The organism is Stappia sp. WLB 29 (genome assembly GCF_023507705.1).
Taxonomy (GTDB): Bacteria; Pseudomonadota; Alphaproteobacteria; order Rhizobiales; family Stappiaceae; genus Stappia.
Window position 1 is genome coordinate 265,422 of the sequence record NZ_JALBGD010000002.1, and the last position, 14,377, is coordinate 279,798.

The following is a 14,377-nucleotide window of genomic DNA, read 5'->3' on the forward strand; positions in this document are numbered from 1 at the left end:
GAACAATCGGGGCACGGGGCGCGCACCGAGCGGAGTTGGCATCGCCATGACAGCTGACGAAAGGGCCGGCATCGAGCCGGGTCACTCGCGGACGACCCATGCCGGGCGTCCGCTTCGCCTCACGGGTATCCTGCTGGCGGCGCTGGTCGCCCTGTCGCCGGCGGCGGCCATGGCCATCGAGGGAACCCGCATCACACCGGGCAACGCGCAGAAGGCGCGGGACTCCGTGGTCACCGAGGTCGCGACCCTGCCGGTCGTGCGCCCGGAATTTCCGGTGCCCAGCGACCCGGGCCAGGTCTTCTATCTCCAGCGGTCCAGCAATTCCAACACCGTGGTCTATGCCGCCCGCTTCACGCAGGACGGCAGGCTCGACCCGCGCGAGCCGATCGTCGCCTATTGGCGGCGGTTCAACACGACCGGCGAGCAGCTGCCGCTGAAGATGATCGAGGACAGCTTCGCCTTCGGCGTCAGGGCGCGTGCGACCGATGATCCGGATGTCTTCCGCATCCACATCGTGTCCTATTCCGAGCGGCCGGCGACCTTGCGCCTGGTCGAGCCGGGCCGGGCCGAGCTTCTGCTTCCCGTCGGCGGGCGGACCATGCGCATGGCCTATGCCTATGCGGAGGTGGACGAGAGCGGGATGATGCCGAGCGTGCGCGAGGTGCTGGTGATGGGGCACGACGCGGAGACCGGCAAGCCGCTGGTCGAACGGATCGAGATCGAGTAACGCTTGCCGCGCCGGCGATGCCGGCGGCAGGCATCAGGCGCGCGGGACTGCCGCGCGCGACAACAGCCAGAGAAGCGGACGGTCGACCCCGTCCGGGCAGGTTCGGGGGTAACCAGACAGTATGAGCGCTTCTTCCGCGAAAACGATCCGCACCGCGATTGTCGGTGCCGGCAATTGCGCAAGCTCGCTGGTCCAGGGCGTGGCCTATTGCCGGGCGCTGGGCGAGGAGGCGGTGGGCGTGCCGTTCCCGGTGCTCGGCGGTTACCGGCCGGAAGACATCGACATCGTGCTCGCCTTCGAGGTCGATGCGCGCAAGGTCGGACGCACGGTGGGTGAGGCGGCGGTTGCCCTGCCGAACTGCACCGAGATCTTCCACAAGGATCTTTCCGGCATGACCGCGCCGGTGCTGCGCGGTCCCGATCTCGACGGCGTTTCCGCCTTCATGCGCAACCAGGCGCCCGACCGCAGCTTCGTCGTCTCCAGCGCGCCGGCGCTCGACAAGGCCGGCATCGTCGCGGCCCTGCGCGAGGCCAAGGCCGACGTGATGATCAACTTCCTGCCCGTCGGCTCGGTGGAGGCGACGCAGTTCTACGCCGAATGCGCGCTGGAAGCCGGCTGCGCCTTCGTCAACGGCATTCCGGTCTTCATCGCCTCCGATCCGGTCTGGGCCGCCCGCTTCCGCGATGCCGGCGTGCCGATCGTCGGCGACGACTTCAAGGCGCAGTTCGGCGCGACGATCACCCACCGGGCGCTGGCGCGGCTCGCCGACATGCGCGGCGTCAAGGTCGACCGCACCTATCAGCTCAATGTCGGCGGCAACACCGACTTCCTCAACATGATGGACATGGACCGCCTGGCGATGAAGCGGGAGTCCAAGACCGAGGCCGTGCAGACCGCGATGAACGCGCGGCTCTCCGACAGCGAGATCCGCATCGGCCCCTCGGACTACGTGCCGTGGCTCAACGACCGCAAGGTCGCCTATGTCCGCCTCGAGGGCCGGCTGTTCGGCGGCGTGCGCACCCATGTCGAGATGCGCCTGGAAGTCGAGGATTCTCCCAACGCCGCGGCCATGGCGCTGATCGCCATCCGCTGCGCCAAGATCGCCGCCGACCGCGGCCTTGCCGGTCCGGTCGAGGATGCGAGCGCGTTCCTGTTCAAGCACCCGCCGCTGCAGATCGAGGATGCGGAAGGCTACGACCGCCTGCTCGCCTTCGCCGACGGCGAGGCGGCCTGACCATGGCGGCCGCGGCGACGGGCGCAGGACTGCTCGGCGCCGCCGGGCGTCCCGTCGCCCTGATCACCGGCGGCAGCAGCGGCATCGGCCGGGCCATGGCCCTGTCGCTGGCGCGCAAGGGCTTCGACCTTGCCCTCGTCTCGCGCGGGGCCGAGCGGCTGGAAAGCGCCCGCGCCGCAATCTCCGCCGCCGTGCCGCAGGCGCGCATCGCGGTGCGCACTGCGGATGTCGGCGATGCCGACCAGGCGCGCGAGGCCGTTGCCGGCATCACCGCCGAGCTCGGCGTGCCGCGCTGGGCGGTGATGAATGCCGGCGTTGCCCGACCGGGCCGCTTTCTCGAACAGCCGCTCGAGGATCACCTCATGCAGATGCGCACGAACTATCTCGGCGCGCTGCATGTCGCCCACGCGCTCGCTCCGGCAATGGCGGATGCGGGCGGCGGGCGGATGGTCTTCGTCTCCTCGGGTGCTGCCTTCTTCGGCATCTACGGCTATGGCGCCTACGCGCCCTCGAAATTCGCGATGCGCGGCCTTGCCGAGGTCCTGCGGGTGGAGCTCGCCGACCGCAACATCTCGGTGACCCTCGCCTATCCGCCGGACACCGACACGCCGCAGCTCGTCGCCGAGAACGAGACCAAGCCGGCGGCCACCCGGGCGATCACCGCCGGCGGCGGCCTCTGGCCGGCCGAGCGGGTGGCGGAAAAGATCATCCTCGCCGCCGAGAAGGGCCGCTTCACCGTGGCGCCCGGCCTGCAGATGCAGCTGCTCGCCCACGGCCACAGCCTGCTGTCGCCCGCGCTCCGGCTCTGGCAGGCGCGCGTTGCCCGCTCGCACCGGGATTGAGCGCAGTTTCGATGGTGCCTCTCGCCATGCCGGCCCTCGTTCCCCTCGACATCGCGGCGCTCGCCGTTCTCGTCTGCCTCGCCATCGGCGCCGTGCTGCTGGCGCTCGGCAGCCTCGTGCCGGCGACGGCGCCGCAGGCGCGCCCGCTCTGGCCGGTCTACGGCACGGAGCTGGTGATCGTCGGCGGCGGGCTCGGGCCCTTCGTTGCCGGCGGCCTCGTTCTCTCCCTGGCGCTGGCCGGTCTGGCGACGCGCGTTGCCTATGAGGCGGTGAGCGTTGCCTGGCGGCGGCACCTCAGCGCCGGCGGGACGGCCGGCACCGCGCGCCTTGCCGGCGAGGTGCTGCTTTTTCCCGGCCTGCCGCTTGCGCTCTTCGTTGCCGCCGGCGTCGAGCCGGCCAATGCCGGCGTGCTGGTGCTCGCCTTCCTGCTGGTCGAGACCTACGACAGCTATGCCCTGTTCGGCGGCAAGCTGTTCGGCCGGCATCCGGCCTTTCCCCGTCTCAGCCCGCGCAAGACCGTCGAGGGCCTTGCCATCGGCGCGGCGATGCTGGCGCTGACGGCGGCGATCTCCGGTCCCTTGCTGCTCGGCTGGTCGCTCGGCCTGTCGCTGGCGGCCGCCGGCGTCATTGCGGTTGCGGCGGTGGTCGGGGATCTCGCCGGCTCGCGGCTGAAGCGCGCCTCCGGCGTCAAGGACTACCCGCAGGTGCTGCCGCGCCAGGGCGGGCTGCTCGACATCGTCGACGCCTGGCTGATCGCCGGTCCCGCGCTGGTCGCCTTGCTGCGCCTTGCGTCCTGAAGCGGCGTCAGCTCGCGAGAAACCAGGCGATGGGCGCAAGGACCAGGATCGCGTAGAGCGCCGCGGCGGCATCGTCCAGCATGATGCCCATCCCGCCGGTCACCTTGTCATGCGCCCAGTTCACCGGGAAGGGCTTGAGGATGTCGAAGGCGCGGAAGGCGATGAAGCCCGCGATCCACCACAGCGGCTCGGCCGGCAGCGCCAGAACCACGGCGGCGGCGCCGAAGCTCTCGTCGATCACCACGATCTGCGGGTCGTCCGTGCCGGTCGCCGTCGCGACGACGCCGGAGGCCCACACGCCGACGAAGAACAGGGCGGCAAGGCCGGCGATCTGCAGCGGCACCGACAGCATGGCGAGGCCGGCGGCCAGGACGAGGCCGACGACGGCGCCCACCGTTCCCGGCCAGACCGGCGACAGGCCGGCGCCGAAGGACAGGGCCAGGACATGGCCGAGCCGCTGGCTCGGCTTATGGACAAGACGGGACATTGCGGCCGGCCTATGATGAGGATCGGAATCGGAACCGCCGGGCCATAGCATGAAATACGACGGGGAGCGATGCAGGACGAGATGCGGAACGGGGCGATCTGCCGGACGGAGTGCGGGGTAAGGTGAGACCGCTTGCCTCTCTCGCCGCGCGGTCCCTGTTCGCGCGCGTGCTCGGCCGGGTGGTGCTCGTCGTCGCCATCATCGAGGTCGTGTTTCTCGCCGAGAAGCTGACCGGCATCCTGGAAGAGGTGCTGGGCAATGGCGGCAACCTGCTCTACGCGCTCGCGGTTCTCGGCCTCACCTCGCCGGAGATCTTCGATTTCGCGCTGGCGCTGGCCTGCGTCATCGGCGGTTATTTCGCCTTCGTCGCCGCGCGCGAGGAGCGCGAGCTGGTCGCGCTGTCGGCGGCCGGCGTCTCCTGGGGCCTGCCGGTGCGCGTCGCGCTGGCCCTGGGTGCGCTCGCCTTCGTCGCCAGCCTCGCGGTTTCCGGCGTCGTCGATCCGCTTGCTCGCCACGCCACCCGCACGGTGATCTTCCAGCTGAAGAGCGAGCTGCTGTTTTCCCGCATCACCGGGCCGAGCGAGGGCACCCTGGTCGAGACCATTCGCGGGCGGACCTTCGCCGCCCTCTCCGACAACTCCGTCACCCCGCCGCACGAAAGCCTTTTCGTCCACCAGCCGGGCGAGGCGGGCCGCTGGCGCGTCACCCAGGCCGCCGACTGGAAGCTGGCCGGACCGGACGAGGAAGGCAATTACAGCCTCGGGCTCGGCCGGGTGATCGCCTACGACTTCATCCGGGTCGAGGCGCGCGAGGGCGCCGGCATGCTGCGCCAGGGGCGCGGGCCGAACCTTTTCGCCGTCGGCCGGCCGGACGTCGCCAACATTCCCGCGCTCCCCCAGGTCAAGGTCGAGAACGTGTCGCTGCCGGTCAGCCTCGACAACATCCTCAACCACGCCCTGCGCACCGACGTTGCCGGAGAGTGGACCGTGTTCGAGGCCCTGAGCGAGGGGCAGGCCGCCGGCGAGACCGGGCGCGAGGCGCTGAAGATCGCCGGCGAGCGCGTCTCGCGCGCCATCGCCGTCTTCGTCGCACCGCTGCTGGCGCTGCTGGCCTGCGTCTTCGCCGGACGCGGGGTCTTCGGTTTCCTGTCGCTGCCGCTCGCCTGCGGCGCGCTGCTCGCCTTCGACATCGTGCTGCGCGGCGTTCTCGGACGGCTGGCGGCGGACCAGCCGCAGGCGCTGGCGACGGTCGGCCTCGCCGCGGCCCTGCTGGTGCTGCTGGTCGCGGTCGCCGGCATTCGCACCCGCGCCGCCGTGCTGCTGCGCCCCGTCAGTTCGCGGGCCTGACCCATGCGCGCGCCCGGCTCCTCCCTTCCGCTTTTCACCGCCGGCGGCCTGCCGCTCGCCCGGCGGCGCACGCCCGTCTTCGGCCTGATCGGCCGGCGGATCCTGGCGACGCACCTGAAGGCGGCGGCGCTGGTCATGACCATGTTCCTGATCGTCGCCTTCGCCATCGATCTGGCGCAAACGCTCGACGGTGTGCTGGCACGGGCCGACGAGCTGGGGCGCTCGCGTGGGGCTTTGGTCGCCACCTATCTCGGCTACCGCGCCGTCGACATCGCGACGCGCCTGTTCCCCGTCGCCTGCTTCATCGGCGTCTTCGCGGCCGAGCTGATGCGCCTGTTCAACCGCGAGACCACGGTGATCGCCGCCGCCGGCTGGTCGCCGCGCCAGACGCTGCTGGTGGTCTGCCTCTTCGCGGCTCTGACCGGCGCGCTGCAATTCTCGCTGGAGCGCTGGTGGCGGCCGGCGGCGGTCTTCGCCCAGGCCGAGCTGCAGCTCGGCGGCTACGGCCGGCGCTTTGCTGACGGCGATCTCGGTGAGCCGAGCTGGTTTGTCGTCAACGGCGCGGTGCTGAAGGCGCGGGTCATCCGCAGCGCCAAGCCCGAGCTCGTCGACGTCGAGCTCTATCGCGGCGTGGTCGCCGGCGACCTGCGCGACGTGATCGTAGCCCGCCACGGTGTGCCGACCGACCGGCCCGGCTTCTGGCGCTTCACCGATGTCGACCTGTGGGCGCGGCTGCCGGGCGAGGACCAGTCGCGCCGCGACGGCGCGCCGCCTGCCTACGCCCAGACCTCGCTCTATCTCATCAGCCAGTATCCGAGCCTGGAACTGCGGCTCGACATCGTGCCCGAGGCGCTCTCCTATTACGACATCGCCGCCTTCTACCTGCCGCAGGCCCCGCTCGAGGTGCTGGCGCGCGACAGCAACCCGCTGAAGGGGCCGGATGTCGACGCGGCGCTGTGGCGACGCTGGGCGGCGTTCTTCCTTCCCGGCGCCTACGCGCTGCTGGGCGCGAGCCTTGCCCCGGTCGCGGGGGCAGGGCGTGTCGTCGCGCCGCTGCGTATCCTCGTCCTGGCGCTTGCGGGATATCTCGCCCTCGTCGCGACCAAGGTCTCCTGGGCGATGGGCGAGATCGGCGTCCTGTCCGGCTTCACCAGCAGCTGGCTGTCGATCTTCCTGGCGCTTGTCGGGGTGCTCGTGGCGCAGCGGATGCTGTCGCGGCCGCATTGAGCGGTTTGCGCAGGCCGTCTCGAAATTTCGCGATTTCGAGACGGAATTTTGCAAAATCCGTCGCAAAATTTCTCGCGGGGATCAGGCCTGCCGGCGGGCGGCCTCGATACGGGGATAAACCAGCTCGGCGGCCCGGGCGAGCATCGCCTCGTTGTCGACCTCGGCCCAGGCCAGATCGTCGATCCGCGGCACGATGACGGGCTGGTGCTGTGCCAGCTCGACGACGCCGCTCTCGTAGTCCGCCATCGGGTCGAGCGCGATCAGCTCAGGCCCGATGTCCTGCATCCGCGCTACCGCTTCACCCGTCAGGTAGGTCAGGCCGACCAGCTCGCCATAGGGCGCATCGTGCCAGCGGTCGACCAGCTTGGACATGTCGCGCAGGCAGGGCCGCCCTTCGCGGTCGTCGATCCACACATGCACTTCGTCGCCCGCCCCGGTCTTGCCGGAGGTGAGCAGGGCCGGCGTCTGCGGTTCGGCGATGGCGGCAGCGACCGCACGCGGCTCGAACACCAGGTCGGATTCGAGGACAAGGCAAGGTCCGTCCAGCCCGTCCAGCCCGACCATCAGGCTGTGCAGCGAGCCCTTGCTTGCGAAACTGTCATTGTGCTGCAGGTCGAGCGAGGGGCGGCGGTGTGCCGCCAGCTCGCGGTAATGCTCGGCAAGATGGCCGGTGACCACGCGGATATCCGTGATGCCGTGCATGGCCAGCGTGTCGATCGCGTCTTCCAGGAAGCTCTGGGTCCCGAGCGAGATCAGACCCTTGGGGGTCATCAGGCCGCGCTCGCCCATTCGCACGCCGCGACCGGCGGCCAGGAAAACTGCTTTGATAGTGGGCATGGATCGACCGGAATGTGATAAAGGCGGTCCACTAATAGGGGAGCGCCGGGCCGCGGGCAATAGCCGGCTGGCTGGAGGGCCGAGGGCGCAGACAGGCAGGGACTATCTAGACATCATGCAGCCGGATCCGACGTTTCGTACCCTCTGGCGGGAGTACCGCCGGGAGAGGTTCCGCAGCGAGCTCGCCAGCGACTGGGCGGTGGCCGTGCTCTACCGCCTGCCGAGCCTGTGGCTGGTGGCGCGGCTGGTGCCGACGGGGATTTCTCCGACCGCGGTGACGCTGGCCGCCCTGCCGGTGGCGCTGGCGATGCCGCTCGCCGCCTTGCTGCTGCCGCCGGGGTTTGCCGTCCTTGGCACGGTGCTGCTCGCCGTCGCCTTCCAGATCCTCGATTGCGCCGATGGCGGGCTGGCGCGGGCGACGGGGCGCAGTTCCTCGAAAGGCGCGGCGCTCGACTTCGTCATCGACATGGCGCAGTGGGGGCTCTTCTACGCCAGCATCGGCATCCTCGCCGACCGGATGGCCGGGGCCGGGGAGGCCACAGGCCTGTTCTGGACCGTTCTTGCGCTCGTTGCGGCGTGGCTGCGCCTCTATGCCAGGGTGGTGCGGGACGCCCGTCCGCCTGCTGCCGCTCCCGGCACGGCGGCCCCTCTCGGGCAGACGGCGCAAGGGGGATTTCTCATCCTCACTGAGCGCATGGTGGCGGGGATGAGCGGTGCCCTGCCGATTTTTCTTGGAATCGCAGCTCTCGCAGGCGCTCTGCCGGCGATGGTGGTCTTCGTTCTGGTCTATGCCCTGCTCGATGTCGGGGATGCGGTGTGGACAAGTTTCCGCAACTGGCCGGGCGAGGGCACATGAGGATCGTCCAGATCCTCCCTTACGCGATGGCCCGGCCCGGCGGCGTCCAGTCGCATGTGCGCGACCTTTCGCAGTGGCTGCGGGGCGAGGGGCACGAGGTGCGCATCGTCGCGCCGCCGACGCCCGATGGAATTTGCGCTGACGGAACAGAGTGTTGCGGACGATCCCGGATGGTGTCGATGTTCGGCACCCGCTTCGAGGTGAGCTATGCCTTGCGGGCCGAGCGGCGGCGCCTGATCGCCGAGTTGCGCGATTGGGGCGCCGATCTCGTCCACCTGCACACGCCCTGGACGCCTTTCGTCGCCTGGCAGGTCTGGCGGGAACTGCATCTGCCGACGGTGACGACCTTCCATGCGACGCTTCCGGCGGCGGATGCCTCGGGACTTGCCGCAAGGGTGCTGCGTATCACCGCCCGCCACTTCCTCTCGCACTCACGGATCGTTGTCGTTCCCTCGCCGACGCCGCTGCCGCATCTGGGCGAGGCTGCGCGCGATGCGCGGGTGGAGGTGGTGCCCCCGTCGGTCGATCTCGGCCCCTGGCGTCAGGCGCGAAAGGCCAAGCAGAACCAAGGCCTTGAGATCGTCTTTCTGGGGCGGTTCGAGGCACGCAAGGGGCTCGATGTGCTGCTGGCCGCGTGGCCGCAGATCGCCGCCGCGCTGCCGGAGGCCCGTCTTACTGTCGCCGGCGGCGGCGAGTTGCGGCCCCTCGTCGAGCAGGCGCTTGTCCTCCCTCATGGCGAGCGGATCCGCCTCGTCGACCGGCCGGACGATGTCACCGCCCGTGCCCTGGTCGGGGGGGCGGATATCTTCGCAGCGCCGGCCCCTTACGGCGAGAGCTTCGGCCTCGTACTGGTCGAGGCGATGGCGGCGGGCGCGCTGCCGGTCGCAGCGGCGAATGCCGGCTATGCCAGCGTCATGAGCGGGGAGGGCGCGGAGCTCCTGGTGCCGCCGGGCGATGCCGGCGCGCTGGCGCAGCGCATCGTCTCCCTTGCCGGGGACCGGCCGGCCCGCGAGCGCCTCGCCGCCTGGGCCGATGCCCGCGCTCAAGATGCCGACATCCGCGGCACGGGTCCCGTCCTTGCAAGGCTTTACCGCGAGGCGCTGGGCCTCCCGTGAGCCCCTATCCCCGTTTCTCGAAGCGGGAGGGGACGGGGAACCAGCGCTCCAGCACGGCGCGCATATGGGCGACGACACGCGGGTTCGGCGCCTTGCCGAAGCTGTCGTTCAGCGTCACCGCCAGCGGCTTTGCCCATTCCAGATAGCGAAGCTGCGCGAAGGTCCAGGGCAGGAAATTCTCAAGCGAGGCATAGCCCATCACGCGCCGCGTTTCGCGAGACGAGACGGCAACCGCGCGGCCGCTTTCCGCGGCAAAGTGCGGATAGAGGTATTCCGGCGGGACGTTGTGGCCGGCGCGGAAGCGGCTTGCCCGTGTCGCCTCGATCGCCTCGCGGAATTCCTCGCACATTTCCTCGAAAAGCGCGGCGTCGATCAGCTGCGGCCCATGGGCGAGATAGCGCCGTCGTCCGGGGCCGAAACGCTGTTCCAGCAAGCGGTTGGCGTTGGCCATGGCCAGGTTCCAGGGGCTTGCGTGCTCAGGATCGAGGCCTGCCAGCACCGGTGAGGCCTTCCCGGTCAGGAACGCTTTCGCCCGCCCGTCCGGTCCGCGGAAGTCGGCGAGCTTCAGCGGGGAAAAGGCGAGCATATCGTCTTCGAAGTAGAGGAAAGTCCTCGACAGGCCCGGCAGCTTCGCCAGATGGCTGACGATGGCGAAGGAGTTGAAGGTCGGCAGGATCTCCGGCGCCATGATGTCATCGTGATGTACCACCACGAGGTCGGGATGATCCGTGTCCAGCCAGGCGGGGATCTGCGGCCGGCAGCTCAGCAGGTAGATCTTGCGGGCGAAGGGGACATGTGCGTCGAGCGAGCGCAGCGAGTAGCGCAAAAGCTCGAGATTGTCGCGGGTGCGGTTGGGATTGCTGTCATGCGCAGTGCCCGCATGGGCGGCCAGCAGCTCGCGATAACCGGGGAAACTGTCGTCCACCCAGGTGTAGACGATGTCGACCGCCTCGCTGTTGTCCGCGCCCTGTCCCCGCCCCGTTGCTGCGATCATCCGGCCCTCGAGGCACGCGGTTGCGGGAGCGCACTGCGCGCGTTTCCCGGTTCTCATTTGGTCCCGGACTCTATAAACCCGTTGCCGGCGAAGGGGCAATTCCCCGCATCAGGCTTGGGGCAGACAGGTGATCGGCGACAGCGCAGCAGGGGGACAAGGTCCGGGCTCCAATGAGCGCGGCCTGATCATTTCCGCCGATTTCGGCACGTCGGGTGTCAAGATCGCGGCGCTCGACCGCAGCCTTTCCGCCATTGCGACGGCAACGCGCGCCTATCCCTTGAGCCTGCCGGGCCCCGACCGGGCCGAGCAGGAGCCCGAGGATTGGTGGTCGGCGCTGCGCGAGGGGATCGCCGATCTCGGCGCGCAGGTCCCCGATTTATCCGCGCGCGCCTCGGCCCTCGTCTTCTGTGCGCAGATGTGCGGCGTCATTCCGGTCGAGCAATCGGGCCGCCCCTTGCGCCCGGCCATCGTCTGGCTGGACAAGCGGGCCGGCTCCCTGTCGCGCGCCATGAACGGGGGATTTCCCTCGCTCGCGGGCTACCGGCTCGACAAGTTGTACACCTGGACGCGCATCGCCAACGGCGCGCCCTCGCACAACGGCATGGACCCGCCGGCCAAGATGCTCTGGCTGAAACAGCACGAGCCGCAGGTGTGGGACAGTTCGGCTCGGCTGCTCGACGTCAAGGACTGGCTTTTGCACCGGGCGACAGGGCGTTTCGTCACCACGGCGGACAGCGCCAACCTGACCTGGATGATGGATACGCGGCCCGGCCGCGAGGGTTGGTCGCCGCTTCTTGCCGGCCGGCTCGGCATTCCGCTCGACCGGCTGCCGGAGATCGTCGACGGAACTTGTACCGTTGGCGGCCTGTTGCCGCAGGCGGGGACAGAGCTCGGCCTTGCCGCCGGCCTGCCGGTGATCGCCGGGGCAGGCGACGTGGTGGCGACGGCCATCGGCTCGGGCGCGACGGGCGAGGGGGAACTCCACGCCTATGCCGGCACCAGCGCCTGGCTCAGCGGCTTTTTCCCCTCCAGAAGGATCGATATTTTCCACTCTTACGCCACGATATCCTCCAGCGTGAATTACCGGCCTTTGCTGATCGCGACGCAGGAGAGCGCCGGGTCCGCCTTCGCCTGGGCCGCGCGGCTGTTCGGCGGCGGGGAGAGCGGCGCGGCGCGCGACGACGACGCCTCGCTGGAGGCGCTCTACGCCGGCATCGGCCCCTTGCGCGACAGCGATCCGCTCTTCGTGCCCTGGCTTTCCGGCGAGCGTGTGCCGGTCGACGACGACCGCTTGCGCGCTGTTTTTACAGGGCTTTCTGTCGGACATGACCGCAACGCGCTGCTGCGTTCGGTGCTGGAGGGCGTCGCGCTGAACATGCGCTGGGCTCTCAGCAAGGTGGCCCGGCAGAAGGGGCTGAAGGCCGGATTGCCCTTGCCTTTGGTCGGGGGCGGTGCGGTCAACCCGCATTTCGCGCAGATGCTGGCCGATGCCTTGAAGCTGCAGGTCGTGGTGCGCCAGCCGCGCCTTGCCGGCGTGCGCGGGGCAGGGGCCATCGCCGCGGCCGGCCTCGGCTGGTATCCGAGCGTCGAGGCGGCCGCAGCAAGCCTGGCTGAGGGCGAGGCGCTGACCTACGACCCGCAGGACGAAGGCATGGCGCGGGCCGACCGGCGGGCCGCGCTGCTCGACCGGCACCGGCCGAAGCTGATTTCCCTATATCGCTGATTATTCTGACGAAAATGGAACCACGCCAATGATCGACGGCTTGTTCAAGCGCCATATCGACCCGCTCTGGGAGAGCATGGCGACCCCGCTGGTGCGCATGGGGATGACGCCGAACCAGGTCACGGCGACGGGTCTCGTCCTGATCTGCCTGACCTCGGCGCTCTACCTGTGGCACGGCAATTCGGCCGTCTTCGGCCTGACACTGGCCTTTGCCTTCGCCTTCGATGCGCTGGACGGGGCAGTGGCGCGGCGACGCTCGATGTGCACCAAGTCCGGCGGCTATTTCGATGCGATGGTGGACCGCTACCAGGAGCTGGCGGTTCTCGCCGCGCTTGCGGCGGTCAACGACCTTTGGGCCTTGGCGTTGCTCGCCTTTTCCGGCGGCGTGCTGACCAGCTATGCCAAGGCGCGCACGGCCATCGAGATCCCGATCCGCAACGAGGCGTGGCCGGACTTCTTCGAGCGGCTGGAGCGGATCATCTTCCTCAGCGCGATGCTGCTGGTCGCCGGAGGGCTATCGCTTGCCGGCATCGCGCCGGCATCGACGATTGCCGTCGGGCTCGGCATCTACGCGCTGCTGGCGCATCTGACGTCGGTGCAGCGGATGCGGCGGGCGGTTGCCCTGCTGCGAGCTGCAGATGGTGCCGGAAAAGACTGATGTAAAACGATAATCCTGAAAAGCCGCACCGGCGGATGTCGACCGGCACCGCTCCGGATGCCGGTCGAACTTCTTCAGCCACGGGCTGTCGGCGTGCCGAGCGCGCCGAAATTCGCCTTGGACACGCGCAGCAGTTCCACCTCGAAGCGCAGGGTCGAGTTGGGCGGAATGACGCCGCCGGCCCCGCGGGCGCCATAGCCGAGCTCCGGCGGGATGATGAGTTCGCGCTTGCCGCCGACGCGCATGCCTTCCACGCCCTGGTCCCAGCCGCGGATGACGCGGCTCGCGCCGAGCGGGAAGGAGAAGGGCTCGCCGCGGTCGAGGCTGGAATCGAACTTGGTGCCGTCCATCAGCCAGCCGGTGTAGTGCACGGTGACGGTGGCGCCGGGCACGGCTTCCTCGCCGGTGCCGGTGACGATGTCGCGGATCTGGAGTTCTTCCGCATGCGCCGCAAAGGTCAGCGGCAGCAGCAGGAGGAATGCCTGGAGAAGTCGCAGCATGAAGGGGCCTTTCGCTAGCGGGTCTGGATTTTTGTCACGACAACGCGTGTCCGTGGCGGCGAAGATAGCGCGGGGACAGCCATGCGGAAAGGCGGGCACTGTGCGGACCGACGAGACCCCTTGCCACGCCACTTGCCACGGGGGCGGCGCGCAGCCATCGTGTCGGCCGACCAATGGGGGATAACAGGGAGGAGCGGCCTTGCAGATTTCGGACGGCGACAGGAGCCACGCGGCAGCATTGTTGAAGATTGCCGGCGAGGCGGGGTCCTGCGCACCGATCACCGACGGGGATAAAGCTTTCGGCCTTGCGCGCGCCTATCAGGTCTCGGCCGAAATCCGCGCAGCCCGCATCGCCCGCGGCGAGACCCCGCGCGGCTGGAAGATCGGTTTCACCAATCGGACCATCTGGGACGAGTACGACGTGCACGCGCCGATCTGGGGGCCGGTCTACGACACGACGCTGGCCGAGGCGCCGGCGCAGGGCGCGGCGGAGACGTCCATCGGCCATCTGGTCGAGCCGAGAATCGAGCCGGAAATCGTCTTCCGGATCGCCGCGCCGCTCGAGGCGAACCTTTCGGAAGCGCAGTTGCTGGAGCGGATCGACGGAGTGGCGCTCGGCTTCGAGATCGTGCAGTCGATCTACCCGGAGTGGCGGTTCCAGGCGGCCGATACGGTCGCCGCCTTCGCCCTGCACGGCCTGTTGCGCCACCGCCCCTTCGCGCCGGTCACCGCAGCGAACCGGGCCGAATGGCTGGGTCTGCTCTCCTCCTTCACGCTGGATCTCCACCGCAACGGCGAGCGGGCCGACAGCGGCCGCGCCGAAAACGTGCTCGGCGGGCCGCTGAGCGCGCTCAAGGCCATGGTCGACGGACTGCCTGCTACCGCGCTGGCGAGCACGGTCTCCGCGGGCGACGTGGTGACGACGGGGACGCTGACGCGCGCCTTTCCGGTGGCGCCCGGCGAGACCTGGGAGACGCGCGTCGCCGGGCTGCCGCTTGCCGACATGGCGATCTCCTTCACGCGGTGAGGTGCGC

General features: G+C 69.6%; 15 protein-coding genes. 11 read left to right on the forward strand and 4 right to left on the reverse strand.

The annotated features are described in order from the left end of the window. Positions 1-46 precede the first annotated feature (46 nt). The 4 genes from MNI96_RS04595 (at position 47) to MNI96_RS04610 (ending at position 3,600) form a co-directional block, all read left to right on the forward strand. Entirely contained in the window at positions 47-727 is a 681-nt protein-coding gene (locus MNI96_RS04595; RefSeq protein WP_249690770.1) for a DUF4833 domain-containing protein, read from the forward strand. Positions 728-848: 121 nt separating this feature from the next. Beyond that, positions 849-1,961 carry an inositol-3-phosphate synthase gene (locus tag MNI96_RS04600; RefSeq protein WP_249690772.1) on the forward strand — a complete coding sequence of 371 codons (1,113 nt, stop codon included), beginning with the start codon at positions 849-851 and terminating at the stop codon, positions 1,959-1,961. A 2-nt stretch (positions 1,962-1,963) separates the two neighbouring features. Next, on the forward strand, positions 1,964-2,803 hold the full coding sequence (locus MNI96_RS04605; RefSeq protein WP_249690774.1) for an SDR family oxidoreductase: 840 nt from the start codon (positions 1,964-1,966) through the stop codon (positions 2,801-2,803). Further along, complete coding sequence (locus tag MNI96_RS04610; RefSeq protein WP_249690776.1) at positions 2,800-3,600, forward strand: phosphatidate cytidylyltransferase; 801 nt, start codon at positions 2,800-2,802, stop codon at positions 3,598-3,600. The genes MNI96_RS04605 and MNI96_RS04610 overlap by 4 nt, the downstream gene beginning before the upstream one ends. 7 nt (positions 3,601-3,607) lie before the next feature. Here the strand turns inward: MNI96_RS04610 and MNI96_RS04615 are convergent, their stop codons facing one another. Further along, positions 3,608-4,087 (reverse strand): phosphatidylglycerophosphatase A family protein, encoded by a 480-nt coding sequence (locus tag MNI96_RS04615; protein WP_249690777.1) that lies wholly within the window; start codon positions 4,085-4,087, stop codon positions 3,608-3,610. 122 nt (positions 4,088-4,209) lie between these two features. Here MNI96_RS04615 and MNI96_RS04620 point away from each other — a divergent pair, with 122 nt between their 5' ends. Together MNI96_RS04620 and MNI96_RS04625 are read left to right on the forward strand one after the other, a co-directional pair. Next, on the forward strand, positions 4,210-5,433 hold the full coding sequence (locus tag MNI96_RS04620; protein WP_249690779.1) for an LptF/LptG family permease: 1,224 nt from the start codon (positions 4,210-4,212) through the stop codon (positions 5,431-5,433). Between the two features lie 3 nt (positions 5,434-5,436). Continuing rightward, a complete protein-coding gene (locus tag MNI96_RS04625; protein ID WP_249690781.1) occupies positions 5,437-6,660 on the forward strand; it encodes an LptF/LptG family permease in 1,224 nt (407 codons plus the stop codon). Positions 6,661-6,741: 81 nt separating this feature from the next. On the opposite strand, the gene MNI96_RS04630 is transcribed toward MNI96_RS04625, so the two are convergent. Continuing rightward, complete coding sequence (locus MNI96_RS04630) at positions 6,742-7,497, reverse strand: phosphocholine cytidylyltransferase family protein (RefSeq protein WP_249690783.1); 756 nt, start codon at positions 7,495-7,497, stop codon at positions 6,742-6,744. Between the two features lie 115 nt (positions 7,498-7,612). Here MNI96_RS04630 and MNI96_RS04635 point away from each other — a divergent pair, with 115 nt between their 5' ends. Together MNI96_RS04635 and MNI96_RS04640 are read left to right on the forward strand one after the other, a co-directional pair. Beyond that, complete coding sequence (locus MNI96_RS04635) at positions 7,613-8,353, forward strand: CDP-alcohol phosphatidyltransferase family protein (protein WP_249690785.1); 741 nt, start codon at positions 7,613-7,615, stop codon at positions 8,351-8,353. After that, positions 8,350-9,468 carry a glycosyltransferase family 4 protein gene (locus MNI96_RS04640; protein WP_249690787.1) on the forward strand — a complete coding sequence of 373 codons (1,119 nt, stop codon included), beginning with the start codon at positions 8,350-8,352 and terminating at the stop codon, positions 9,466-9,468. The genes MNI96_RS04635 and MNI96_RS04640 overlap by 4 nt, the downstream gene beginning before the upstream one ends. 4 nt (positions 9,469-9,472) lie before the next feature. Here MNI96_RS04640 and MNI96_RS04645 read toward each other — a convergent pair whose 3' ends face one another. Further along, the gene (locus tag MNI96_RS04645; protein WP_249690789.1) at positions 9,473-10,462 is read right to left on the reverse strand and encodes a stealth family protein; all 990 of its coding nucleotides are present in this window, start codon (positions 10,460-10,462) and stop codon (positions 9,473-9,475) included. A gap of 127 nt (positions 10,463-10,589) precedes the next feature. Here MNI96_RS04645 and MNI96_RS04650 point away from each other — a divergent pair, with 127 nt between their 5' ends. Beyond that, the gene (locus MNI96_RS04650; RefSeq protein ID WP_249690791.1) at positions 10,590-12,185 is read left to right on the forward strand and encodes a xylulokinase; all 1,596 of its coding nucleotides are present in this window, start codon (positions 10,590-10,592) and stop codon (positions 12,183-12,185) included. Positions 12,186-12,213: 28 nt separating this feature from the next. Beyond that, positions 12,214-12,843, forward strand: a complete 630-nt coding sequence (locus MNI96_RS04655; RefSeq protein WP_249690793.1) for a CDP-alcohol phosphatidyltransferase family protein — start codon at positions 12,214-12,216, stop codon at positions 12,841-12,843. Positions 12,844-12,917: 74 nt separating this feature from the next. Here the strand turns inward: MNI96_RS04655 and MNI96_RS04660 are convergent, their stop codons facing one another. Then, on the reverse strand, positions 12,918-13,343 hold the full coding sequence (locus tag MNI96_RS04660; protein WP_249690795.1) for an FKBP-type peptidyl-prolyl cis-trans isomerase: 426 nt from the start codon (positions 13,341-13,343) through the stop codon (positions 12,918-12,920). Between the two features lie 199 nt (positions 13,344-13,542). Here MNI96_RS04660 and MNI96_RS04665 point away from each other — a divergent pair, with 199 nt between their 5' ends. After that, on the forward strand, positions 13,543-14,370 hold the full coding sequence (locus tag MNI96_RS04665) for a 2-keto-4-pentenoate hydratase (protein ID WP_249690797.1): 828 nt from the start codon (positions 13,543-13,545) through the stop codon (positions 14,368-14,370). The last annotated feature ends 7 nt before the right edge of the window (positions 14,371-14,377 follow it).